This window comes from Brevibacillus sp. GCM10020057, from assembly GCF_042683565.1.
Lineage (GTDB): Bacteria > Bacillota > Bacilli > Brevibacillales > Brevibacillaceae > Brevibacillus.
The window spans coordinates 223,947-247,436 of record NZ_JBHUJW010000041.1; the positions used below are offsets into that span (position 1 = coordinate 223,947).

Here is a 23,490-nt window from a genome sequence, read left to right on the forward strand (position 1 = left end):
TCTGATCGACACAGATACAAAGAGAGAAAAACACTATTGGAGGATGCGAAGAGATGGATGTTAAAACAATCATACTTGGTTTTTTAAGTTACGGGGAAATGAGCGGTTACGACATAAAGCAGGCTTTTACCAACAGCATCGGCTACTTCTACGACGCCAGCTTTGGCGCGATCTATCCGGCACTGCGCAAGCTGGAAGAGGAAGGGCATGTGACCAAGCAGGAAATCATTCAAACCGGCAAGCCGAACAAAATTTTGTACCGGATCACAAAAAGCGGACGGGAGACTTTCCTGCGGGAAATCCAGACACCGATCGTACCGGCCGTCCTGCGTTCCGACATGCTGGTCAAGATCTTCTTCGGCAAGAACCGCAGCCCGCAAGAACAGCGGGAATTGCTGGAAAACAGCATTGAAATCCAGCGCCAGATGCTTGCCCAAAGCATTTCGACTTTCAAAAAGCTGGAAAACTCCTTTGACGAATACCAACGCTTCTGCTGGGAATATACGATTCACCATTTGGAGACGACCATCTCGTTTCTGGAGCAAAAATCATCGTCCTTGCTCAAGCAGGCTTGTACGGTTTCGGCATAGCCGGAGGGGCGGTCTTATGCCAAGCGCATCAACGAGAAAAAAGCGAAGTGCCCTTTAATGGGTCCTTCGCTTTTTTGGTGCGCTCAGGTTAAATTTTCCGGGTTGAGGCATTCCAGTTCAGGGATGACGAAACGGCCGTCTTTGCGGATCAGGACGTCGTCAAACCAGATTTCTCCGCCGCCCCATTCCGGACGCTGGATCATGACCAGGTCCCAGTGGATGGAGGATTTGTTGCCGTTGAAGGCTTCGTCGTAGGCTTGCCCAGGGGTGAAGTGGAAGCTGCCGTCGATCTTTTCATCGAACAGGATGTCCTTCATCGGGTTCTGGATGAACGGGTTGACGCCGATCGCGAACTCCCCGACGTAGCGGGCACCTTCGTCGGTATCGAACACTTCGTTGATTTTTTTCGTATCATTGGCTGTCGCTTCAATGATTTTCCCGTCCTTGAAGGTCAGCTTGATGTTTTCATAGGTGTAGCCCTGGTACGGCGATGGCGTGTTGTAGGAAATCGTGCCGTTGACGGAATCGCGCACAGGAGCGGTGAATACTTCTCCGTCCGGGATGTTTGCGCTGCCTGCACATTTGATCGCCGGGATGCCTTTGATCGAGAAGGTCAGATCGGTGCCAGGGCCTGTGATGCGCACTTTGTCCGTCTTTTCCATCAGCTCGACGAGGCTGTCCATGGCTTTGTCCATTTTGCCGTAATCGAGTGTGCACACTTTGAAATAAAAATCTTCAAAGGCCTCGGTGCTCATGTTGGCGAGCTGTGCCATGGACGGGTTCGGATAGCGGAGTACGACCCATCTTGTCTCCGGTACGCGCACGTCCAGCACCGGACGCAACAACAGCCTGGAGTAGAGCTGCATTTTGTCGCCTGGAACGTCAGCCAGCTCGCTGATGTTGTCGCCGCCGCGAATTCCGATGTAGCAGTCCATTTTTTTCATGAAGGATACCTCGGCTTCGCACATGACGCCCAATTGCGTTTCGTTCGCTTGCAGAAGCAGCTCCCGCTGAATCGATTGGTCGATCAGCTGGACGTAAGGGTTGCCCCCTGCTGCGTATACTTTGGCAATGACGGCTTTCACCAGGTCGTGAACTTGACCGATCGCGTGAATCAGCACGTTTTCGCCGGGCGCAACGCGCGTGGAGTAGTTGACCAGAACGTCAGCCAACTGTTCGATACGTGGATCTTTCATAGGAAGGGAATCCCTCGCTTTCCATTTCATTCAGTAAGTATTGTACACAAGACGGACACAAAAAAGCTACCCGAGCGAACGGGTAGCGTGCGTAGAAACGCGCTTTGCAGGATTCGGTTTTCATGTATATGCAACTGTCTGCTGAATTGTTCCAGGTCAGGCGATTTATTCGCAGCTGCAGCCAACAATTACCAGCAGGATGAACAGGATCAGTACCAGAGTGAACCCGTCGAAATCGCCGTTAAAGATGCTACTCATACGATAAACATCCTCCTTTATGATGTTAAGCCTCTTGTGCTTACATCCATAACATATGGGTTTTCACACAGACCCGATACGGGCATACGCCCATTTTTGGCAAGATTCTTTGCCGGGGGTGGCCAAGTTTGCAAATCCGCGCCGTTTCGATGTTTATTATTCTGAAAAGCAGGAAAAGCTAGAGCATACCAAAAGACTTTGCAATAGCGAAAGGGATGTTATGACCATGCAAAGACCATTGTCCAGCCTCCAGCACGATACCATTACGATCAACGTCGGAGAAGACTTCAAATCAATCGTCTGGAAAGCCCAGTACGACATGGATTTCAATACGGAATGTCTGTTTTGCTTCTCTGACCGCATCACCGGATACCGGGTCGAGGATGAAGCCGGACATTCGGGCAAGGTCGCTGTATGTCCGCACTGCGAAAAAGTAAATGCCATTTACGCCTGATTACAGCTTTTACGTGGAACAGCCAAAAGCGATGCCTTCTTGCGGGCATCGCTTTTGCTTTCTATATTTGCCACTGCATCCACCAAGTACCACCCCCTGTTTGGCAGGATTGAAGGGAGCTTTCACGAATAGTAGGGAGGTATACATATGTGGAACAGAGGTGAAATGATGCAGAAGAAATGCAGCCGCTGCGGAAATGACATGGAAATCGTGCTGCGCAACGTCGTGTACCGCAACCGGGTCAAGATTATGAACGTACCGGTGCTCGTCTGCGTGGATGACTGCTGCGCCCATTCCCAGGTAGTGGATGTCATAAAAGACGATTTGAAATCACTTATGGAGGAACTTGGGCAAGATCCGGAGCGGCAAGCGATCGAATTTGAAGAAATGTCAGAGTTATCCAACTTATTGGTGCTCATTGCCAATGAAGGAGTCGGTTCCTCCGTGCGGGAAGCGCTGGGTGAGCGCGTCAACCAGCTCCTGGACCTGTTTTTACTCGCACAATCTCTGGGCGATGAACAATGGATGCGGGAGCTAAGAGAACGACTGACAAAGATTATGGTCTAAAAGGGAGAGGGGCGCCTGGGAGTAGGCGTCTTTTCTTGTTCCCGCTGGCAGCGCGTCGCACCTGCACCGCGAGCGTAGACTTTCCTCCGCAAGGTTTTGTATACTGGGAACCACAGAGCAGTGACCAAAAAGGAGAGATACAGCGTGGCACAAAAACAGCTTCATTCGACTGAGGAATTGGATCAGTTCGTTGCAGAAGCAGGCAAAAGGCTTTTGTTCAAGCACAGCACCACTTGCCCGATCAGCGCGGCAGCGTATTCGGAATTTCAGTCCTTCCTGCAAGAGAGCAGCGTCCCTGCGGCCGTCATCCACGTGATCGAAGACCGCCCCGTGTCCAACGCGGCAGCGGAGCGCTTTGCGATCAAGCACGAGTCTCCGCAAATCTTTTTGCTGGAGGGCGGGCAAGTCAAATGGCACACGTCGCACTGGAAAATTACGAAGGACGCCATTGCCGAAGCCATGAAGGCGTGACAAACGAAAAGAGCTGCGACTTTCGCGAGTCGGCAGCTCTTTTTTTCATTCCCAGAACAACTCCAGCTTGTCGCCGCCCTTCAGTTCCGTTTGAAAGGAGGCGGGCTCGCCATTTACCAGCATGACAAACCCGGTAATGCTTTCCCGATCGGGCTTCTCCAGCGAAAAATCGACGAAGCGGAAGACATCGCTGAACACGGGGGGAGCCGCAGGGGTCGATTTCACCGTGATGACGGCACCGCTTGGGATCGGGTCCTGCGGCTGGGCAGCGGCACCGTCCATGGTGAGCGTCACTTGCGCTACAGGCAGGACGACTTGCTTGCCATTGAAGTGAACGGTAATGGTCTTTTCCTCTCCCCACTCTTCCGGCGAAATCACATCGCATAGCGCCGGGGGCGGCACATCCTCGATACGGTATGCCAGCTCGTCGCCCTGGCGGATGGGGTCAGTGACCGCGGCCGGCTTCCCGTTTACCTCGATCGTGACCGTACGGGACGGGAGAGAGTAGGACTGACCGTTGATCGTGAACTGATAGGGCGCGGCTTTCGGTTCAGACAGAATATCGAGCCCCGCGATTTGCAGAGCCTCGCCGACGGTACGCGGCAGACGGATGTCCACCTCGCTGCGGTCCGGCACTTCCGCGTCGAGCGTCTGCGTCTCTCCGTTGATGCGGATCAAAGGACCAAGTGACAGTGGGAGATCGTTGCAACGGATATCGAGCGTGTCGATCTGGTCGAGCAGGTCTTTGGCCTGTATCCGGGCATCTGCGCCGTCCTGGCCGGCGACGACGACGATCTGGTCGCCATCTGCCAGTGGCGCGTCCAGGCCGGCCGGCTCCCCGTTTCGTTCGATGACAGGCGGGCTGCCATGCTTGCCCGGGATCATTTTCATCCGTCCGTTGATCGTCACCGTCATCGCCAGCCCGGGCCTGCCGTACAGGCGGCGGATGTCCAGTCCCGCTGCGATGAGCGCGTCTCCCAGCGTCATTTTCCGCAGGTCGAAGATGCGGACAGCCACGTCGTTGACCGTCACGGTCACGTAGCGCAGCGGGTGGCGGCGAGCAGCTACGGCGATGCCGACCGGCGTGACGAACTCCGGCCCTCCCAGCAGCGGATGGTCGCCGACGTACTGGCGGATCGCATCGCCGCCCCGGACGGCTACCCGTGCAGGCGGGATGTTCAGCGCCTGCGCCACTTTGGCTGTCAAGCCCGGAGTGAGGCTGCCGCCGCCGATGAGCATGACGGCCTGTGGAGGTTTTCCGTTCAACTCGAGAATTTTATGGGCGATCTTTTCCGCAAGCATATGGATGTCCGCGTCAATCGCGGCGATGACTTCTGCGGACGGCAGCGTGTGCTCCATGCCCAGGATGTCGGTAAAGGTGACGTTCTCCTGCGTGGAGAGGACGCGCTTCACTTCCTCGGCCATCGGGAAGTCCAGCAAATACGCGTTCATGAGCGCGTCGGTAATCTCATCCCCGGCGACCGGGACCATGCCGTAGGCGGTGATGGCGCCTTCCTCGGTCAGGGCGACGTCGGAAGTCCCCGCCCCGATGTCTACGAGCGCGATGTTGAGACGGCGCATCGTCACGGGGATGAGCACGTTGATCGCCGCGATCGGCTCCAGCGTCAGCGCCTGCATGTCCAGCTCGCACCGCTTCAGGGCAGCAATCAGCGAATCGACGACGACGCGCGGCAGGAACGTTGCGATCACATCGGCACTCGCCGTATCCCCGCGCTGGTCGATCAGGCTCCCGATCAGCTCGCCGTCCAGGTAGTAGTTGACGACGCTGTAGCCGACACAGTAGTAGCGCGTTACATCCTGGTCCTTCAGCTCCTTGGCCAGCTCGGCTTGCGCCTCCTGGACGGCTGCGAATTCGAGCGTCAGGACGTCTTCCCGACTGATGAAGGCGTGCGGGGCGAGCGGCATGTCTATTCGCACGCGGCGAGTGCGCAGGGAACGTCCCGCTGCGGCCACCGCTACCTGATGCAGGGGGCCGTACTTTTGCTCCAGTTCCTCCTTGATCTGCCCGATCACCTTCGCCACAGCTACGATGTCGTGAATCTGGCCGTCCAGCATGGAGCGCTCGTCATGCTCGCGGATGGCGCAGTCGAGGACGCGGTACTGCTCCCCGGCCGTCTCCACGATCAGACCAACCACGCTGCGTGTTCCGATATCCAGTGAAAAGATCAGCTCTGGCTTGGCTGTTTCTGTATGCACAGACAACGGTAAAGTCACTCCTCGTTCCGGTTGAATATCATGCAAAAATATGAAACTCTACCTGACTGATTCGACTTGAATGAAGGAGAATCCTGTCGAAACAAGGAATCTTCCGCGCATTGCCCAACATTTACAATTTACTTTCGCGCTTTTTGGCACTAAACTGCTGACAAGGGGAAATGAATCGATTATAATAACCCTAATTTATCAAGAAACACCCGAACCTACTGACAAGAAACCTGGCTGCACCAAGCTTTCTTGGGGAAGCCTGCGTTGTACTTACGGCAGATGGGATGGGAAATTGTCTCATTTGTGAAAAAAAGAGGAGAGTGGAGAGTTATGGCACAAAATCTGATTGACAGCATGCGCAAACAAATTGATGAGATCAACCTGCAAATTCTCGATCTGATCAATAAACGCGCGACGCTGGTCCAGGAGCTGGGCAAGGAAAAAGAAAAACAGGGCAGCAACCGTTTCGATCCGGAGCGCGAGCGGCAAATGCTCAACCTGCTGGTGGAACACAACAAAGGCCCTTTCAACGACAATACCGTTCGCCATCTGTTCAAGCAAATCTTCCAGGTGTCGCTCGACCTGCAAAACGACGACAAGAAGAAGGTGCTGCTCGTCAGCCGCAAAAAACAGGCAGAGGACACTGTCATTACGGTCAAGGGCGTCGAGTTCGGCGGCGGCAATCCGATTCTGATTGCAGGACCATGTTCGGTAGAGAGCTACGAGCAAGTGCGGGCTGTAGCGGAGAACCACGTGAAACGCGGCCTGCGCACACTGCGCGGCGGCGCTTACAAACCGCGCACTTCTCCATACGACTTCCAGGGCCTTGGCGTAGAAGGGCTGAAAATTCTCAAGCGCATTGGCGACGAGTTCAACCTCGTGACCATCAGCGAGATCGTCACTCCTGCCGACCTGGAAATGGCGAGCGAGTACATCGACGTCATCCAGATCGGTGCGCGCAACATGCAAAACTTTGAACTGCTGAAAGCAGCCGGCCGTTTGAACAAGCCGATCCTGCTGAAACGCGGCTTGTCTGCTACCATCGAAGAATTCATTTACGCAGCTGAATACATTTTGTCCGAAGGCAACACCCAGGTCATGCTGTGCGAGCGCGGTATCCGCACCTACGAAAAAGCGACCCGCAACACGCTGGACATCTCGGCAGTACCGCTTCTCAAGCAAGAGACTCACCTGCCTGTCTTCGTCGACGTGACCCACTCCACCGGACGCCGCGACCTGCTCTTGCCAACCGCAAAAGCCGGTATCGCTGTCGGCTCCGACGGCATCATGGTCGAAGTTCACCCTGATCCGGACGTGGCGCTCTCGGATGCGAAGCAGCAGTTGAACATCCCGGATTTCAACAAATTTTTGGACGCGCTGCTCGCATCCGGCCTGTACAAAGGCGAAGCGGTCGCGGTGCGCGGATAAATTCCATACTGGTCATATGGAGGGTCTTTCCTGCCGAGCGGGAGAGGCCCTCTTCTCATTTGACGAAAGAGAGGCGACAAAGTAAGCTAGAAATACGTGCTGCAACGGAGAAGGGGGATGTGCGGGATGAATGAACACGACGCAGCATGCTGCTCGTCAGAACGCGCCACGGTGCGCCCGGATAATACCAAGTCGAACCTTGTGTCCCGACTCAATCGGGTAGAAGGGCAGATTCGCGGAATACGCGGAATGGTAGAGAAAGATGTGTACTGTGACGACATATTGAACCAGATCGCCGCGGTGCAGTCCGCCTTGAACGCTGTGGGCAAGATTCTTCTGGAAGGACACATGCGCAGTTGTGTGATGGAACGCATTCAGCAAGGGGATCATGAAGTGATCGACGAGCTGCTGAAAACGATGAATAAATTAATGAAGTAACGCGGCTTGGGCAAGTGAAAAACGATTGCAACCGCGCAAAGCCTGTCGTATCATAGGTGCATACATTTATGAAAATGAGTATGAAAACCATTAAATGGGGAAAGTGAGGGTGTGTGATGCCGGTAACGATCTACGACGTGGCAAGAGAAGCGGGGGTCTCGATGGCGACGGTCTCGCGGGTAGTGAACGGAAATCCGAACGTGAAGCCGTTGACGAGAAAAAAGGTATTGGCTGCAATTGAGCGTCTGGGCTATCGGCCGAACGCGGTTGCGCGCGGACTCGCCAGCAAAAAAACAACAACGGTCGGTGTCATTATCCCGGACGTCTCCAGTTTGTTTTTTTCCGAGTTGGCCCGCGGAATTGAAGACATCGCGACCATGTACAAGTACAACATCATTCTCTGCAACTCCGACCAACGTATGGAAAAGGAGTTGCAGTTGATTAATACGCTGCTTGAAAAACAGGTGGACGGACTGCTGTTCATGGGTGCCGAAATCAAGGAAGACCATTTGCAGGCCTTGACCAGCACCTCCGTACCAACCGTACTGGCGGCAACGCGGGATGCGGATAACGTCCTGCCGTCTGTCAGCATCGACCATTTTCAGGCCGGTTACGATGCGACCCGTGCTTTGCTCGATCGCGGGCACAAGCGGATCGCCATGATTACCGGGCCGCTGAACGACCCTTTGAGCGGGCTGATGCGCTTTGAAGGGTACAAAAAAGCGCTGGTCGATGCCGGAATCGGGCTGTTGGAAGAGCTGGTCGCAAGCGGCAACTTCTTCTACGAGTCCGGTCTGAGCTTGACCAAACAATTTTTGCAGCTGCCGGAGCCGCCGACCGCTATCTTCGCGGCCAATGACGAAATGGCGATCGGGGCGATCCACGCGATTCAGGACTCCGGGCTGAACGTGCCGGGCGATATCGAAGTCATCGGGCACGACAACATCCGCCTGGTGGAAATGGTGCGGCCGCGCCTGACTTCCGTGGTTCAGCCGATGTACGACATCGGAGCTGTCGCGATGCGCCTGCTGACCAAGTACATGAACAACGAGCACGTGGAGGAGCATGTCGTCATGTTGCCGCACCGTATCGAATACAGAGAGAGCACCAGACCCGGGCAGGGACAGTAGCGAAATCGAGCAGCCAGAGGAGGACAAGCAATGCGCATCGGGATCATCGGAGCGATGGATGAAGAAATCGCGCTCTACGTGGAAGCGATGGGACAGACCAGACAGACGGTAAAGGCAGGAATCACCTACTACGAGGGCGAGCTGGAAGGACAGTCCGTCGTTCTGTGCAAATCCGGGGTAGGCAAAGTCAATGCCGCCGTCACCACGCAAATTTTGATCGACACGTTCCAGGTGGAGCGGGTTATTTTTACCGGGGTAGCAGGGGCGGTACACCCGGATCTGAACATCGGCGACATCGTCGTCTCAACAGATTGCCTGCAGCACGACATCGACGTAACGGCGCTCGGCTTTGCTCCCGGGCAGATTCCGTTTACGGAAACATGGGTGTGGAAAGCGGATGAGAAGCTGCGGCAGCTGGCAATCGACGCCGGCAGAGAGCTGGAGGCAGGCGTGCAGGTCGTCAGCGGACGCATTTTGTCGGGGGACCAGTTCGTCGCCAGCCGGGAAAAGGTCAAATGGCTGCATGAACAGTTCGCCGCTCATTGCACGGAGATGGAGGGCGCGTCGGTCGGACAGGTGTGCGCCATGAACGAAGTGCCGTTCGTCGTCGTCCGCTCTATGTCGGACAAAGCCGATGGTTCGGCTCATGTCAATTTCGTGGAATTTACCAAACTCGCATCGGAGCGTTCCTACGCCATCGTCCGCAAAATGCTGGCTGCTATGAAGGAAACAGCACCGGTCATCGTTTATTCCACGCAAAACTGCATCGACTGCAATCTGGTCAAGCAGTGGCTGACGGCGAAAGGTCTCGCCTTTGAAGTGCGCGACGTCATGACCAGCCGGGCCTATCAGGAAGAAGTGGAGCGCTTCGGATTCATGGGCGTCCCGGTGACCGTCGTCGGAGACAAGGCGGTCAAAGGCTACCAGCCGCAGGAGCTGGAGCAGCTGGTCGGCAGCTTGTCCTGATCCGGAACCGGCTTCCAGCCACATGAAGAAGCGTGCAGGCAGCGTATCGATTCGGATACGCGCTCTGCACGCTTTTTTTGCACAGGCAGGAACGGATACCCGGCACTAGGTTTTCTCATGCGTCCTATAGGGCAAATAATCGAAAAACCGCTTCACCACAAGTGGGGCGGATTCCTTGTCTTTCATGGCAAAGACGATCTTGCGATAGGCCGGGACGTCGAGTTCTTTGACTACGATTTGGTAAGGAATACGCTGCAAAATGAGCTCCGGTAAAATGCTGATCCCTAACCCGCTTTCCACCATCGACATGATGGCGTAATCATCCCACGTTGTAAACTGTACGTTTGGTGTAATACGGTACCGCTCAAATATTTCCGATATTTCGGCCTTCGCGCCTTTTTCCAGGAGCATAAACGGATCTTCGCCCAATGCATGAACAGGAAAACGATCGCAGCCGGCCAGCGGATGATTTTCCGGCAGGATCACAAGCAGCTTGTCCTGCTCCAAAAAGAAGGTATCCAGTTCTGGCAAAGTGGGGAGCCTCAAAAAACCGCAGTCCACACGCCCTTCCATAATCCAGCCTTCAATTTCCGTATAATCACCAAGCAACAGCTCATAGTCGATATTCGGGTACTCTTTTTGAAAGGCCTTGATCATATTCGGCAGCCAATGGGTAGCGACGCTCGAAAAAGTCCCAATGCGAATGAGTCCTGACTGGAGTCCGTGTAATTCGTCAATTTGCGTTTGCAACCGCTGATATTCATTTACCACACTTTTTGCGTACGGAAGGATTTTCAGGCCCTCTGAAGTCAGGCGCACGCCGGATCGACCGCGTTCAAGAAGAACCATCTTCCACTCAGCTTCCAGGTCGCCAATCATTCGGCTGATCCCTGATTGCGAGTAGTTTAATCGCTCGGCTGCTTTCGTAAAGCTCCCGTACTCCACTGTTTTGATGAAAGCCAAATATTTTTGGATATTTTTATCCACGCGAATACCCAAGCCCCTTCTATCTGGTTTTCTCATGATAACCGTGAGAAACATTCGCTTTTGTGATGATAAAAGGAATGATACACTACATGGCAACAGAACTCAAATGAAAGGAAAAGGAACGATGATTTTCGTAAGTGAAATTTACGCCAATTACAGTTCGCTTGTGACGCAAAATTCAGAAAGCAGTGATGAGAGATGAAGGAAAAAATCTATTTCATTTTGTCCATGATTATTTTCGGCGCAGTGGGCGTGTTTGCAAAATGGATCGAGATTTCTTCCGGTAAAATTGCGCTATTCCTGAGCTTGATCGGCGTATTTTTTCTGCTTCTCGTCTTCGTGTGGACCCGGCAGAGAGTATCGTGGGGAAGCGTAAAGAAAAATGCTGCCGCTTTGCTCGCTGCGAGCATCGCCATGTGCGGTAACTGGATTTTTCTGTTTCAGGCCTACAAGGAAACAACGATTGCCAGTGCGGCATTGAGCTATTATTTTGCTCCTGTGCTGGTTATTATGCTTTCGCCTGTCGTGTTGAAAGAAAAGCTGTCGATCAAAAAGGCGATATGTATCGGCGTCGCGCTGGTGGGACTGTACTTCATTGTCCAAAACGCTTCGGAGGAAACAACCGGTCACCATCTGCTTGGGATCGGCTATGGACTGGTCGCAGCGGGCTTTTATGCCGGATTGACGTTGGTAGGCAAGTTTATTCGGGACCTGGACGGGCTTGCCAATACGCTTCTGCAGCTAGGGCTGTCCGTTGTGATGCTATCCGCATTTGTGCTGGTTACGGAAGGCTTCCAACTCGGTTCAGTCACCGGAAACACGGTCATTATGCTCCTTGTGCTTGGTATCGTGCACGGCGGGATCGGTTTTTATCTTTACTTTGCCGGAATGAAAGGGCTAAACGCCCAAAGCATCGCTGTTTTGAGCTACATCGACCCCCTGACTTCTTTATTGATCTCGGTTCTGGTTATCGGAGAGAAGATGACCTTGCTGCAGCTTGTCGGGGCTGTCTTGTTACTGGGTTCAATATGGGTCGGAGAATCCGGCAGAGAGCAGGGGAAATTCGAGACAGGATAGGCTCCTGAACCTATCGAGAACATTATCGCCGACAAAAGAACAGCAGCCGTCGCGGACATGATTTTCTGGTCCATGACGGCTGCTGTTCAGTCTGCCTGAATCGGCGCATTCATCATCGCACGCTCCAGAGTGAGCAGATTTTTTTGCGTGATCTCCGCCCGCCGGGGAATGGCCGGAAACGGATCATCGAACAACCGCCGGGGCAGCGCCAGCTCGGAATGCGGCTGCCAGCGGTCGAGCCAGGCCTGGGGAAGGGGCCCGTCCGTCAACGGCTGGTCGGTCATTTCGCTCCACAGCAGCGTCCAGGCGCGGGGGACGACTCGCCAAATATCGTAGCCGCCGCCGCCGACAGCAATCCAGCGTCCGCCGCAAAGCTCGTGCGCCAGCTGGTGAGCCAGGCGGGGAATCTCCTGATAAATTTTCATGGAGCAGGACAGATGGGTGAGCGGATCGTACGCATGGGCGTCGCAGCCGTTTTGCGTCAAAATCACATCGGGCCGAAAGCCGCGGGCGAGCTTGCCCACCAGCTCGTGATAAATGTGCAGAAACGAGTCGTCCTCCGTGAACGCGTCGAGAGGGACATTCACCGAGTAGCCGTAACCGCTTCCATCTCCGCGTTCCGTGAGATTGCCCGTGCCGGGAAACAAATATTTGCCCGTTTCGTGGATGGACACGGTCAGCACGTTCGGATCGTCGTAAAACGCCCATTGGACTCCGTCGCCGTGATGGGCGTCCGTGTCGATGTAGAGAACCCGCACGTTCCACTTTTTGCGCATGTAGGCGATTGCGACCGAGCAATCGTTGTAAATGCAAAAGCCGGACGCGCGACCGCGAAAGGCGTGGTGCAGGCCGCCTGCCGGATTGAAGGCGTGCTCGGCCTCCCCGTTCATCACGGCATCTACCGCATTGAGCGTTCCACCGGCGATCAGCGCGGCGGACTCATGCATGTTGGCGAAGCAAGGGACGTCCTCTGTGCCCAGCCCGTAGCTGGCAGCAAGGGGCAGTTCGGCTTCGCTGTGACCTTGTTCCCGCACGAACTCGATATAGCGAGGGTCGTGGACGAGAGCGAGCTCCTCATCGGTCGCCGGTCGCGGAGGCAGGATGTCCCCCGCATCGAGGATGCCGTACATGCTCATCAAATCGTGCGTGAGCAGCAGGCGGCGCTGGTTGAATGGATGTTCGTCATGGAAATAGTAGTTCGTGTAGTCAGGCGAGTAGATGAGGCGTGCGTTGCGGCTCAAAGAAGTCTCCCTCCTTTGGTCGGCCAGACGACGGCAAAGCCTTTGTCGGTGAGCTTCTGGATGAGGGGGCGAGGGTCGATCGTCTGTGCGCGGAAGACCAGGTTTTTCAAGGGCGGATTTTTGCCCGGGTAGACGAGTACGCTGCAAATATTGACGTGAGCGTCACGAAACACCTCTGTCACCTCGGCAAGCACACCCACACGGTCATCGACCTCCACCTCGATATGCGAACTCGGCTTGTTGACGCCAAACAACTCGATCAGGCTGGAAAACAGGTCCGATTCCGTAATCATTCCGACCAGCCTGCCGCCGTCGACAATGGGCAGCGAGCCGATTTTGTGCTCGTACACCTGTGCGGCGGCATCCTCGATAAAGTCGAGGGGATGGGCTGTGATGACTTGACGGCTCATGATGTCCGCAACGGGCTTGTGGAAGACCGTGTCGTCGTCTTCGTGCGTCAGCAGATGGGAAGGGAGGGCGTCGCGCAGGTCGCGGTCCGAGACGAGCCCCACCAGCTGCTCCTGCTCCAGCACGGGCAAATGCCGGATTCGATTGGTACGGAGCAGCAAGAGCGCCTCCCCGATCGTGGTGGAGGGACTTACCGTAATGACCTGTTTCCGCATAATATCCTCAATACGCATATGAGCAGCCTCCTTTTTTCTCCGAGAGAGCGTCATTAATACATAAAGCGGTTTTGAAACCGCATCGCATCAAAGGCTTCTACCGTCTCCGGCGGCACGCGCTTGCCGATTCTGGCCATCAGGCAGTTGGCGGGATGGGAGCAAATCTCCGGGTCATCAGTCGCCATCCAGGTCATGCCGACGCTCCCCATGACCTTTTCCATCACTTTCCGGTACTGCCATACGTCCAGTCCGGTCCCTTTCAAGTCCCAATGCCAGTAATACTCTGTCGTGATGATGACGTAATCCTCCATGGCATCGTCGGCAAACGAAACCTCCAACAGCTTTTTGGCGACGCCGGCCCCGCGAATCCAATGGCTGATTTCAATGGCTCCCAGCTCCAGCAGATCAGGCAGCCTGGCCTGCGACCAGCGTTCGAGCGGGTCCGGGTGAAGGAATGTGACGTATCCCAGGACGAGTTCTTCTTCCCGCGCTACGATGATGCGGCCTTCCGGAAGATCAGCGATTTCGATGAGGGCCTGATGCTGCTGCTCCGGTATGCGAAATGCCTTGAGCCCTTCATCAAAGCGGAGGGCGGCAAGCTCGCTTCCGGATATCGGGCCTTCGATCAGCAGTTCTTTGCCATTTGCGGTCATCCTCGCCGAATGATAACGCTTGATGTGGTCCATCCAATCACTCCTTGGTGCTTGTAGAAAAAGAGAGATGGCTAGAAGCAACCATCTCTGCATTTTCTGTCAGTTTATTCCTGGCCGCTGGCTGTTACGCTGTTGGAATGTGACGATTCTCCGTAACTGTTCACGGCGGTGACGTAGTAGCTTCCGTTTTTTGCATCCGTTACATGCGTGTAGCTTGTGGCGGACACGGTGTCGAGGAGCAGGTAACCGCTCGTGGCATCCGGTTTGAAGTAAATGTTGTAGGCAATGACTTGTTCGGCGGCTGCGTTGGCTTTCCACTGCAGTTTCCAGCCACCGCCCTCTGCCCGGATCGTCAAGGCTTTCGGGGTAGACGGAGGAGCAGTGGAGACATCTCCTGCGCCCGCCGGAGCCTCTCCGGGGTTTTGCGCAGGCTCTGCCGGTGTCGAATTGCCGGTCGAATCGTTCGTATCCTCTGGCTGGCCGGGCTCTGCATGGCCGACAGCCGCACTGGGATCAGGGAGCTGCCACGTTTGCGCCGAGCCATTCGCGGCGACGGCAGATGGCGGGGACTCGTGGCCCGCCACGTCTACGGCGGTCACGTAGTAGCCGACATCTCCGCCTGGCGCGCTTGTGTCCGTAAAGGTCAGGACGGACGGGTCCTTGACCGTGCCGATGCGCGTGAAGCCGCTCTGGCTGTCGGCGCGGTAGATGCGGTAACCGAGCAGATCGGCTTCCTTGGCGGATTGCCAGGAGAGCACTCTCTGCTTGTCCGATTTGCTTGCGACGAGACCGGTTGGCGCTTGCGGCGCGCCTGGCAGATCGGTACGCGGGTCTTCCTTTTCCGGAAGCCGCTGCTCCCAGTCAGGCGGATGGAGCGCCACCTTATTGTTTTTCTCCTGAATTTGCTCTTTGGTCGCGAGCGGATCGGGGGAGCGGTAGAAAATTCCTTCGGTGACAAAGTCATCCGGCGTGCCTTCCTTGGCCAAATACCGCTCGTCGTTGTAGGTGACCACGCGAGCCTTCTGATGGGAATCGTCGACCTTGGTCGGTACGAAGCGGCGATTGAAAATGTCGGTAATCAGATGGCCGGCTTCTTTGGAAAGGTCGCTCGGCAGCAGGCCGGACTTGGAGTCCACGGTCGCCGTGACGATTCCTTCCGGCTTGACGAACTTGGCATCCGGCGGCGACAGATTCGGCTGCTTGTCCAAAATTTCCTTCATGACCTTGCCCCAGACGCCCATCGGCACGTACTTGTCGGAGTCCGGCATCGGATACGGCTCGTCAAAGCCGACCCACACGCCCATGGACAGCTCCGGCGTGTAGCCGATGAACCAGAGGTCGTTGCTGCTGTTGGTCGTACCCGTCTTGCCCGCGACGTCCACTTTTTGCGGCACGTACTTGCGGATGTGTGTACCGGTACCGGAGTTGACGACGGTGCGCATCATGTCGGTAATCAGGTAGGCGGTCTGTTCGCTGTACACTTGCACCGGCTGCGACTCGTGCTTGTAGATGACCTTGCCCTGACTGTCCTCGATCCGTTCGATGAGGTAAGCGTCCACGAACGAGCCGTGGTTGGCGAAAGTAGCGTAGGCATTGGTCATTTCTTCGACGGTGGTGCCGTATGTAAGGCCGCCGATTACCCCGGTGGAAGCGTAGTTGTCCGCATCAACCAAGGTGGTGATGCCCATTTTTTTCACGTACTCGAGCGCGGTCGGGATGCCGACTTTCAGGTAGGTCTTGATCGCCGGGATGTTCCACGACATGCGCAATGCCTCGCGCGCGCTCATCATGCCCTGCCACTTGTTGTTCCAGTTCATCGGCAGGTGGGTGCCTTTCTGCCCGTCCGCCAGCAGAACAGGCGAGTCGTCGATCGGCGACGCCGGCTGCAGAAGGCCCAGCTCAAAGGCGGGAGCGTACGCAGCGAGCGGCTTCATCGACGATCCGGGCTGACGAGGGACCGTGGCGTGGTTCGTCTGTTCGACTTTGAAATCGCGTCCGCCGATCATGCCCAGGATGGCTCCGGTTTTGTTCTGGATGAGCATGGCGCCGACTTCTTCCAGCGCATTTTCGATTCTCTCCGTCTTGCCGTTGGAGCGTTTGATCGTGTAGGAGCGGTTTTTTCCGAAGTTGTTCGGATCGTTGGCGACAGCTTGCATGGTGGCGTAGACGTTTTTGTCGATGGTGGTGTAGACCTTGTAGCCGTTGCGCAAAATGTCGCGCCGCTTTTCTTCTATTAGCTGGCGGTACTCGTTGCGGTCGACCGATTCCTTGTCTCTCCCTTTTTCCGCGAGGTCTGCATCGACGAGCTGGCGCGCCGCGCGATCCTCGATTTCCATCATCAGGAACGGCAATTCGCGGTAAGCCTGCTCGGTAGGCTGGGCCAGCGATGCCTTGAGATCGGTCTTGCTCGCGGTATCGTACTGGGCCTGGGTGATATATCCGTTTTCCAGCATCCGATCGAGCACCATCTTCTGGCGCTCCTTGCCGCGCTGATAGCTTTCGGTTCCGAACGGGGAGTAGGCCCCGGGGTTTTGGATCATCCCGGCCAGGTAGGAGCTTTCGCTAAGGTTCAGCTCTTTGACGTCCTTGCCAAATATCCCTTTGGCGGCAGCCTGTACACCGTAGACATTGGAACCGTTCGCATTTTTCCCGAAATAGATTTCGTTCATGTAGGCTTCCAGAATCTGATCTTTGGAAAACATGCGCTCGATTCGCAAGGCGTCGAAGATTTCCCGTGCTTTGCGGGTATGGCTGACTTCCGCCGAAAGAATCGTATTTTTGACGAGCTGCTGGGTAATGGTGCTTCCACCCGTGACGACGGGCTGGTTGGTGAAGTCCTGGAGTGCTCCGCGGATGGTTGATTGTACGACGATCCCGTTGTGGTGGTAAAAGTTTTTGTCTTCCGTAGCGATGATGGCATTGATCAAATAGGGTGAAACGTCTGCCTTTTTCACCAATCGCCGGTCGCCCTCTTCGGCCCGCAACTGGCCGATCAAGGAGCCGTCGTTGTAATAGGCGAAGCCAGTCAGATAGTTCGTGAAAATCTTTTTCTCCAACTCTTCCTTGCTGCGCACAGGCTCGTCCTTCACCAGTGCGGCGACATAACCTGTCACGATTCCTCCTGCAACGAAGCCTCCCATGAGCCCCAGCAGAAACAGCAGTTGAACGACCATCCAGATCGTTCTGCCACGGCTTCTGCGGCGTTTTTTCTTCGTCGGTTCAGAGGAAGAATTGTGGCTGTTCGACATAGTCTATGACCCCCTAGCATACACCCTGATTATACCATAGGAGGAACCTGGAGGATAGGAGCGGAGAAGTTGACAAGCGGGGAGTCGCTGTGTAAGAATAACGTTATATGTTTGCAAATGAAGTGGACGTTGAACGGCACAAGTAGCGAGTGACAGTCGGAGCAAAATGGGAGCCGGTGGCGGTCTTCCTGCCCAGAGAGCTGGTGGTCGGTGCGAACCAGCCCGTTGCACATCGCGAATTACAAGTCGGGAGTCTTCCGGTCAGAGCCGGACGGAGCAGGCCGTTATTCTGTATCGAGCGGAAAGGATGCAGCAGCATCTTTTCAACTAGGGTGGTAACGCGGGTTTAATCTCGTCCCTTTTTGGAGGGGCGGGATTTTTTATTTATCGCATGTCAAAGGAGCTGTCCATGATGAGTGAAGTTGTGCAAGAGAACAAGGAGAAGTTTGTGCTGACCGAATCACAGAAGCAGGAAGTGGAGCGCCAGCTGGCGATCATCCGCCGCGGCGTAATGGAAATCATCCCGGAGGAGGAGCTGCGCCGCAAGCTGGAGCGCTTCGTCGTGACCGGACAACCCCTCAAGGTCAAGCTGGGGCTGGACCCGTCGGCGCCTGACATCCACGTCGGGCATACCGTCGTGCTGCAAAAAATGCGCCAATTCCAGGAGCTGGGTCACACCATTCAGCTCTTGATCGGCGATTACACCGGACGGATCGGCGACCCGACAGGCAAATCGGAGACGCGCAAGCAACTGACCGAGGAGCAAGTGAAGGTCAATGCGCAAAGCTACGTGGAGCAATTCGGCAAAGTGCTGGATGCAGACCGCATTACGGTCCATTACAATTCGACCTGGCTGGCTCCGCTGACGTTCGAGAACGTGCTGGAGCTGGCGGCCAAGACGACCGTCGCGCGCATGCTGGAGCGCGATGACTTCCAGAAGCGCTACAACAACAACCTGCCGATTTCCGTGCACGAGTTTTTCTACCCGCTGATGCAGGGCTACGATTCTGTTGCGCTGGAGTGCGACATCGAGCTGGGCGGAACCGACCAGAAATTCAACCTGCTGATGGGTCGCAATCTGCAAAAGGAATACGGCCAGGAGCCGCAGGTCATCATCACCATGCCGCTATTGGAAGGGCTGGACGGCGTGCAGAAAATGTCCAAAAGCCTGGGCAACTACATCGGCGTCAACGAAGCGCCGAATGAGATTTACGGCAAAGCGATGTCTGTGCCGGACGAGCTGATGCTCCGCTACTACGAGCTGGCGACAGACATCTCCAACGAGGAGCTGGAGGCGCTGCGCAATGGCCTTGCAGACGGCAGCATCCATCCGCGCGATGCGAAAATGAACCTGGCGAAAACGTTCGTGCGCATGTTCCACGGAGAAGAAGCGGCGCAGGAAGCAGAAAACTACTTCAAGACCGTATTCCAGCAGCGCGCCCTGCCGACCGATATTCCGGAAGTCACCGTCGACCTGTCGGCTTACGAAAACGGGGAGGCGAACATCGTCAATCTCGCTTTTGACCTGAAGCTCGTTGCATCCAAAGGGGATGCCCGCCGCATGGTGCAGCAGGGCGCCGTGAAGGTGAATGAGGAGAAAGTGGACGACATCAACCGCACCGTGAAACTGGAGGACGGCATGGTCGTTCAAGTAGGGAAGCGCAAATTCGCCAAGGTGAAGTTAAGCTGAGGCAAATGGGTTTGTGATCGGGAAAAAGGTGTCTGGGAGCAGCGCAAACGGCTGCACTGACACCTTTTTTTGCCGCGCGCAACTCTTTCCGGCGTTAGGAGTGCAAGATTATGGATGTCGTCAGCACAAAGCGGACTTATAACAAATAAAAAAAGAGTAGGCCGACGAGCGGCGCTACTCTTTTTTGCTCTTTCCGTCGATTAACGGCTGTAGAACTCAACGATCAGAACTTCGTTGATTTCAGCTGGCATTTCTTCACGGTCAGGCAGACGAGTGAAGGTACCTTCAGCTGCAGCATCGTTGAAAGAGATGTAGTTTGGCAGGAAGCTGCGGCTTTCCAGGGAGTTCTTGATGATTTCCAGACCGCGGGATTTTTCGCGGATGGAGATCACGTCGCCTGGTTGTACGCGGTAAGACGGGATATTCACCTTTTTGCCGTTTACCAGGAAGTGGCCATGGTTTACCAGCTGACGAGCAGCAGGGCGAGTTGGAGCGAAGCCCATGCGGTATACCAAGTTATCCAGACGGGATTCCAGCAATTTCATGAAGTTTTCGCCCACTACGCCAGCCATTTTGCTAGCACTTTCAAACGTGCGGCGGAATTGTTTTTCGTTCAAGCCAAACATATGGCGCAGTTTTTGTTTTTCTTGCAACTGGATTCCATACTCGCTCATTTTGCGGCGGTTGTTGTGACCATGTTGACCTGGAGGGAAGTTGCGTTTGATGTCCTTTCCTGTACCATCGAGGGAGATACCCAGACGACGGGCCAGCTTGTGACGAGGTCCTGTGTAACGTGACATGTTTTCATTCTCCTTTAATGTGGATTCGCAGGTGTTTACTTCCGGCAGGTTAGTTCCTTCTTTATCTACACGAACTTCGGACGGTAGCGTTTCCGCATCGTGCTCCTCGCAGGTAGTTCAGCCGCTGCCTGAAAGGGAAGAAACTAAGAGGGTTGATCCTTCCGTTTTTACCTGCAATCAATGCTACCCTGTACACATACTATCAATAATACAAGGGCAGATAGAGAGAAGTCAAGGAAAAGAAAGATCCGTCCGGCACCGGAGCAGGTGTTTCAGTCGGATTTGGCCTCCATCGCGGCAGAAGCGACAGGCTGCGCGTCTTGCTCTCCCCGTTTTTCCAGGAAGCGGGTAAAGGCTATGGCAGCATCGGCACGGGAGACGGCCGCTTTCGGCTGGAACTTTTGCTTGTCAGCCGTCATGATGCCCAAGGTCGTGGCGATGACGATCGCCCCGCGGTGCTGCGTGCCTGCGATGTCCGTGAGGTTGGACTGGAACATGGACGAATAGTTTGCGAGCTTGCTGTAGCCCAGTGCACGTACGATCATGTCTGCCAGCTCTTCGCGAGTGATCGGCTCATCCGGATTCAGCTTGGCCGCGCTCTTGTTGAGCAGGCCGCGGTCCACGGCGGCTTCTACGGCAGAGAAGTAGCGGGAGCCGGTTGCTACGTCGCTGTAGGTTGCCTTGCGCTGTGCCGTGTACGTCGGGAAAAAGCGGCCGTTGTTCAGACTGATCATCAGCATTTCGATCATCTCGCCGCGTGTAATCTGCTTTTGCGGCATGATTTTGCCGTCGATCAGGGAGAGCGCATCGTATTCGTACATCAACATCAGCTCTTTCTCGGCGGGATGCCCTTTCAGGTCAGACGGCTCGATCCGATGCAGATTGATGACTTTGCCCGACGACTGGGAGCGCCATTCCCCTGTGGCGGCGTCCAGATAGTACGCCTGCTCATACGGCGTGACAGTCGCCCGGTACACCAGTTTGGCAGAGCGTTGCGGCACGTAGGACGGGGTCGCTTCCATTCGTTTGCGGTCTTCGTCGGCAAGCGGTGTCAGTACGTATACAGGTTCGATCTGGGTTTCCTTTTCCCAGGCGGATACGGCTTCCTCTTGTGACAGATGCTCGCCCGGCTTGGCCGGATATGTCTCGCTGCCGAATTCGGAGAAGTAGGAGACAAGCTCGCCCGTACGGGTATCAAAGGTCAGGGAAGCGGAGCCGGAAGCGGCTGCGATGCCATCCAGATAGCGCCTGAAGGACACGCTGTAACGATCCGGGGAGCCGTAGGACGCATCGTCCTGGTTGCGATCGACCCAGTAGAGCTGATTGGCTGCGGTCGGGGTCCATTTGCGGACCATTTCGATCGCCTTGGCTTTGAACGCGTCTGCATTGACTTTTTTGGCCGGGCTGTCATCCGTCTTCAGCAACCGCACGTCCTTGTTGAAAGCGTAAACGTCGCCAGTCTTGGCGTCGATCGACACGTACGCGTAGCCGCCGTTGCGATTGTCTTTTTCCCCGTACTCCAGATTCCAGACAGGGCGGTTCCCCCGGTAATCCTTTTCGCTGTAATTGGCAGAGCGCAGCTCGTACTGGCTAAGGTCAAAAGTCGCGGAAGCCAGTTTGGCCGCTTCATCCTGCGAGAGCGTCGGGCCGCTGTAGCGGGCAGGCAATGCTTTTTCGCTCACCGGTTCGGGCTCCTGCGCGGTATCGAGCGGAGCGAGGGAGGAAGCAGACAGGGCAGTGCCGTCTGCGGCGTCGATGTAAAACGTGAACGGATCCTGGTAGGCCAGGACAGGCTTGTTGCGATCCTCGCCCTCTTTTTCCCAGGGCAGGACATAGGTGAGGCTGGCAGTCGCCTGGGCCGTCATCCGCTTTTCGGCTTCCTCCTGGGTAATCGTCTTGGCTGGTTTGTCAAACTGGACGTCGTTCCACGTCAGCGAATACCCGACCACATCTCCGGCGCTGTTGACTGTAATGTCCGCGCTGTTGTCCGGGAAGAGCACGCCGTCTGCCACCCGGACGAACCGGAAGTAATAGGAGACGTCGGCGTTCAGCGGCGTCTTGGGGGCAGGCATGTCACGCATGTACAGCCGTGTCTGCTGCGCTTTGCCGGGGTTGTACTGCGCCAGGAAGCTCTCCGCCTTCTTGCGCGCATCCTCGTAGGAAATACGCTTGGCGTAAGGGATGTTCGAGGCTCCCTGCACGTAGCGGGAGTAAGCGCTGAGCTCTCCCGTGTCGGCATGGATGCTGACGGTGTAGGCGAGATCGATCTCCTCGCTGTTCGCCGCCTTTTTCTCCCAGTTGAACGACCATTCAGGGAACGGCCGCCAAGGGTCGGCGGAGCGGAAGGACACGTTGGTCAATTCCAGATTTTTTGCAGGGACAAGCTTTTGGGCGCGCACGAGAGCATCCTCCTTTGACAGCTTTACTTTGCTTGCAGCAGCGAGCAGGCTGCCGGACAGCCCGGTCTTGGCGGAAACCGCTGGAGCGGATATGGGAAGCGGCGTTTGGGCAAAAGCCGAACCGACAGGCAGTATCAGGCTGGCGGTCAATAAAAAGGAACTCGAGCGTATGAACCATGGTTTCACGAAAATCCCTCCAACGATGTCAAATTGTTCACTTACCACTCTGACGAGCAAACAGGCCGGGCTGTTTCATTGCGGGAAGAAAAAAAGAGGCAAAAGAGGAGCAGGAAAAAAGTGTGAGAGAAAAATTAGTAAATTTGTCCCAAATGTTTTTTTGTCAATCTAGAATTGCGTAATCGCTTCTTATATAATAAAGAGTACTATCATTAAGAAAATAAAGAGAGCTTGCCAAAGGAGACTGCTGTTTTGGAAACCATCGTGTACCTCATCCGCCACGGAGAAACGGAATGGAACCAGACCCGGCGCATTCAGGGGCACAGTGACATCACCCTGAATGAGCAGGGATTGCGCCAGGCAGAGCAGGTGGCCCGGCGGTTCCGGGGCGAAGCAATCCAGGCCGTCTATTCGAGCGACTTGAGTCGCGCCCGGGTCACTGCCATGCTAATTGCCACGGAGGCGGGCTCGACCGTTTCCACTCTTCCTTCCTTACGGGAGCGTTGTTACGGAGAGTGGGAAGGCTTGACCTACGAGGAAATCCGCTCCCGTTTTGCAGCCCAGGACGAAGCCGCTTGCGGGATTGAGACCTTTGAAGACATGCAGCAGCGAGCCGTGAACGAACTGACAAAGCTGGCCCGCAGCCACCCGAATCAAGCGGTGGTCGTCGTGTCGCACGGCGGGCTTATCAACAGCTTTTTGCACTATGTGACGGGCGGGGAGCAAGGAACGGGCGTTACGCGGATTGACAATACGGGCGTCACGGTGTTGCGCTACGCCGACCATCGCTGGGAAGTGCTGCAAGTGAACAATACAGACCATTTGAAAATGTGAGAAAAACGCTGAGAGAGGGAGTATCTCGTGTCAAGTA

21 protein-coding genes and 1 other annotated feature are annotated in these 23,490 nt (G+C 55.5%); of the genes, 11 read left to right on the forward strand and 10 right to left on the reverse strand.

All coding sequences use genetic code 11. The features are described from left to right. The first annotated feature begins 53 nt into the window (after positions 1-53). Complete coding sequence (locus ACFSO0_RS13040; RefSeq protein ID WP_376880931.1) at positions 54-590, forward strand: PadR family transcriptional regulator; 537 nt, start codon at positions 54-56, stop codon at positions 588-590. Positions 591-673: 83 nt separating this feature from the next. Here ACFSO0_RS13040 and ACFSO0_RS13045 read toward each other — a convergent pair whose 3' ends face one another. Together ACFSO0_RS13045 and ACFSO0_RS13050 are read right to left on the reverse strand one after the other, a co-directional pair. Beyond that, positions 674-1,786, reverse strand: coding sequence for an aminopeptidase (locus tag ACFSO0_RS13045; protein WP_376880934.1), 1,113 nt, complete (start codon positions 1,784-1,786; stop codon positions 674-676). A gap of 165 nt (positions 1,787-1,951) precedes the next feature. Further along, complete coding sequence (locus ACFSO0_RS13050) at positions 1,952-2,044, reverse strand: YjcZ family sporulation protein (protein WP_376880937.1); 93 nt, start codon at positions 2,042-2,044, stop codon at positions 1,952-1,954. A 226-nt stretch (positions 2,045-2,270) separates the two neighbouring features. Between ACFSO0_RS13050 and ACFSO0_RS13055 the strand changes: the two genes are divergently transcribed. The 3 genes from ACFSO0_RS13055 (at position 2,271) to ytxJ (ending at position 3,536) form a co-directional block, all read left to right on the forward strand. Beyond that, positions 2,271-2,498 carry a hypothetical protein gene (locus tag ACFSO0_RS13055; RefSeq protein ID WP_376880940.1) on the forward strand — a complete coding sequence of 76 codons (228 nt, stop codon included), beginning with the start codon at positions 2,271-2,273 and terminating at the stop codon, positions 2,496-2,498. 168 nt (positions 2,499-2,666) lie between these two features. Next, on the forward strand, positions 2,667-3,065 hold the full coding sequence (locus tag ACFSO0_RS13060; protein WP_376881076.1) for a hypothetical protein: 399 nt from the start codon (positions 2,667-2,669) through the stop codon (positions 3,063-3,065). 144 nt (positions 3,066-3,209) lie between these two features. Further along, positions 3,210-3,536: a bacillithiol system redox-active protein YtxJ gene (gene ytxJ / locus ACFSO0_RS13065; RefSeq protein WP_376880943.1), complete on the forward strand. Its 327-nt coding sequence runs from the start codon at positions 3,210-3,212 to the stop codon at positions 3,534-3,536. A gap of 45 nt (positions 3,537-3,581) precedes the next feature. Here ytxJ and ACFSO0_RS13070 read toward each other — a convergent pair whose 3' ends face one another. Further along, positions 3,582-5,759 carry a cell division protein FtsA gene (locus ACFSO0_RS13070; RefSeq protein ID WP_376880945.1) on the reverse strand — a complete coding sequence of 726 codons (2,178 nt, stop codon included), beginning with the start codon at positions 5,757-5,759 and terminating at the stop codon, positions 3,582-3,584. A 333-nt stretch (positions 5,760-6,092) separates the two neighbouring features. On the opposite strand from ACFSO0_RS13070, the gene ACFSO0_RS13075 reads away from it, so the two are divergent. The 4 genes from ACFSO0_RS13075 to ACFSO0_RS13090 all read left to right on the forward strand — a co-directional run bounded on the left by ACFSO0_RS13075 (position 6,093) and on the right by ACFSO0_RS13090 (position 9,724). Then, entirely contained in the window at positions 6,093-7,190 is a 1,098-nt protein-coding gene (locus ACFSO0_RS13075) for a bifunctional 3-deoxy-7-phosphoheptulonate synthase/chorismate mutase (protein WP_376880948.1), read from the forward strand. A 126-nt stretch (positions 7,191-7,316) separates the two neighbouring features. Next, a complete protein-coding gene (locus ACFSO0_RS13080; protein ID WP_376880950.1) occupies positions 7,317-7,628 on the forward strand; it encodes a metal-sensitive transcriptional regulator in 312 nt (103 codons plus the stop codon). 116 nt (positions 7,629-7,744) lie between these two features. After that, positions 7,745-8,758 (forward strand): catabolite control protein A, encoded by a 1,014-nt coding sequence (ccpA, locus tag ACFSO0_RS13085; RefSeq protein WP_376880952.1) that lies wholly within the window; start codon positions 7,745-7,747, stop codon positions 8,756-8,758. A 30-nt stretch (positions 8,759-8,788) separates the two neighbouring features. Beyond that, entirely contained in the window at positions 8,789-9,724 is a 936-nt protein-coding gene (locus tag ACFSO0_RS13090) for a 5'-methylthioadenosine/adenosylhomocysteine nucleosidase (protein ID WP_376880954.1), read from the forward strand. A 105-nt stretch (positions 9,725-9,829) separates the two neighbouring features. On the opposite strand, the gene ACFSO0_RS13095 is transcribed toward ACFSO0_RS13090, so the two are convergent. After that, a complete protein-coding gene (locus tag ACFSO0_RS13095) occupies positions 9,830-10,711 on the reverse strand; it encodes a LysR family transcriptional regulator (RefSeq protein ID WP_376880956.1) in 882 nt (293 codons plus the stop codon). Between the two features lie 198 nt (positions 10,712-10,909). Here ACFSO0_RS13095 and ACFSO0_RS13100 point away from each other — a divergent pair, with 198 nt between their 5' ends. Further along, positions 10,910-11,788, forward strand: a complete 879-nt coding sequence (locus ACFSO0_RS13100; protein ID WP_376880958.1) for a DMT family transporter — start codon at positions 10,910-10,912, stop codon at positions 11,786-11,788. 86 nt (positions 11,789-11,874) lie between these two features. Here ACFSO0_RS13100 and ACFSO0_RS13105 read toward each other — a convergent pair whose 3' ends face one another. The 4 genes from ACFSO0_RS13105 to ACFSO0_RS13120 all read right to left on the reverse strand — a co-directional run bounded on the left by ACFSO0_RS13105 (position 11,875) and on the right by ACFSO0_RS13120 (position 17,553). Further along, positions 11,875-13,029 carry an acetoin utilization protein AcuC gene (locus tag ACFSO0_RS13105; RefSeq protein WP_376880961.1) on the reverse strand — a complete coding sequence of 385 codons (1,155 nt, stop codon included), beginning with the start codon at positions 13,027-13,029 and terminating at the stop codon, positions 11,875-11,877. After that, entirely contained in the window at positions 13,026-13,670 is a 645-nt protein-coding gene (locus ACFSO0_RS13110) for an acetoin utilization AcuB family protein (RefSeq protein ID WP_376880963.1), read from the reverse strand. The genes ACFSO0_RS13105 and ACFSO0_RS13110 overlap by 4 nt, the downstream gene beginning before the upstream one ends. 35 nt (positions 13,671-13,705) lie before the next feature. After that, positions 13,706-14,338 carry an N-acetyltransferase gene (locus ACFSO0_RS13115; RefSeq protein ID WP_376880965.1) on the reverse strand — a complete coding sequence of 211 codons (633 nt, stop codon included), beginning with the start codon at positions 14,336-14,338 and terminating at the stop codon, positions 13,706-13,708. 71 nt (positions 14,339-14,409) lie between these two features. After that, complete coding sequence (locus ACFSO0_RS13120) at positions 14,410-17,553, reverse strand: transglycosylase domain-containing protein (RefSeq protein ID WP_376880967.1); 3,144 nt, start codon at positions 17,551-17,553, stop codon at positions 14,410-14,412. Between the two features lie 120 nt (positions 17,554-17,673). Then, positions 17,674-17,916: a binding site (T-box leader), on the forward strand. 49 nt (positions 17,917-17,965) lie between these two features. Here ACFSO0_RS13120 and tyrS point away from each other — a divergent pair. Beyond that, positions 17,966-19,243 carry a tyrosine--tRNA ligase gene (gene tyrS / locus ACFSO0_RS13125; RefSeq protein WP_376880969.1) on the forward strand — a complete coding sequence of 426 codons (1,278 nt, stop codon included), beginning with the start codon at positions 17,966-17,968 and terminating at the stop codon, positions 19,241-19,243. A 200-nt stretch (positions 19,244-19,443) separates the two neighbouring features. Here the strand turns inward: tyrS and rpsD are convergent, their stop codons facing one another. Continuing rightward, positions 19,444-20,043, reverse strand: coding sequence for a 30S ribosomal protein S4 (gene rpsD / locus ACFSO0_RS13130; protein WP_376880971.1), 600 nt, complete (start codon positions 20,041-20,043; stop codon positions 19,444-19,446). Positions 20,044-20,315: 272 nt separating this feature from the next. Further along, positions 20,316-22,628: an S-layer homology domain-containing protein gene (locus tag ACFSO0_RS13135; protein WP_376880973.1), complete on the reverse strand. Its 2,313-nt coding sequence runs from the start codon at positions 22,626-22,628 to the stop codon at positions 20,316-20,318. Between the two features lie 243 nt (positions 22,629-22,871). Here ACFSO0_RS13135 and ACFSO0_RS13140 point away from each other — a divergent pair, with 243 nt between their 5' ends. Continuing rightward, positions 22,872-23,453: a histidine phosphatase family protein gene (locus tag ACFSO0_RS13140; protein WP_376880975.1), complete on the forward strand. Its 582-nt coding sequence runs from the start codon at positions 22,872-22,874 to the stop codon at positions 23,451-23,453. The last annotated feature ends 37 nt before the right edge of the window (positions 23,454-23,490 follow it).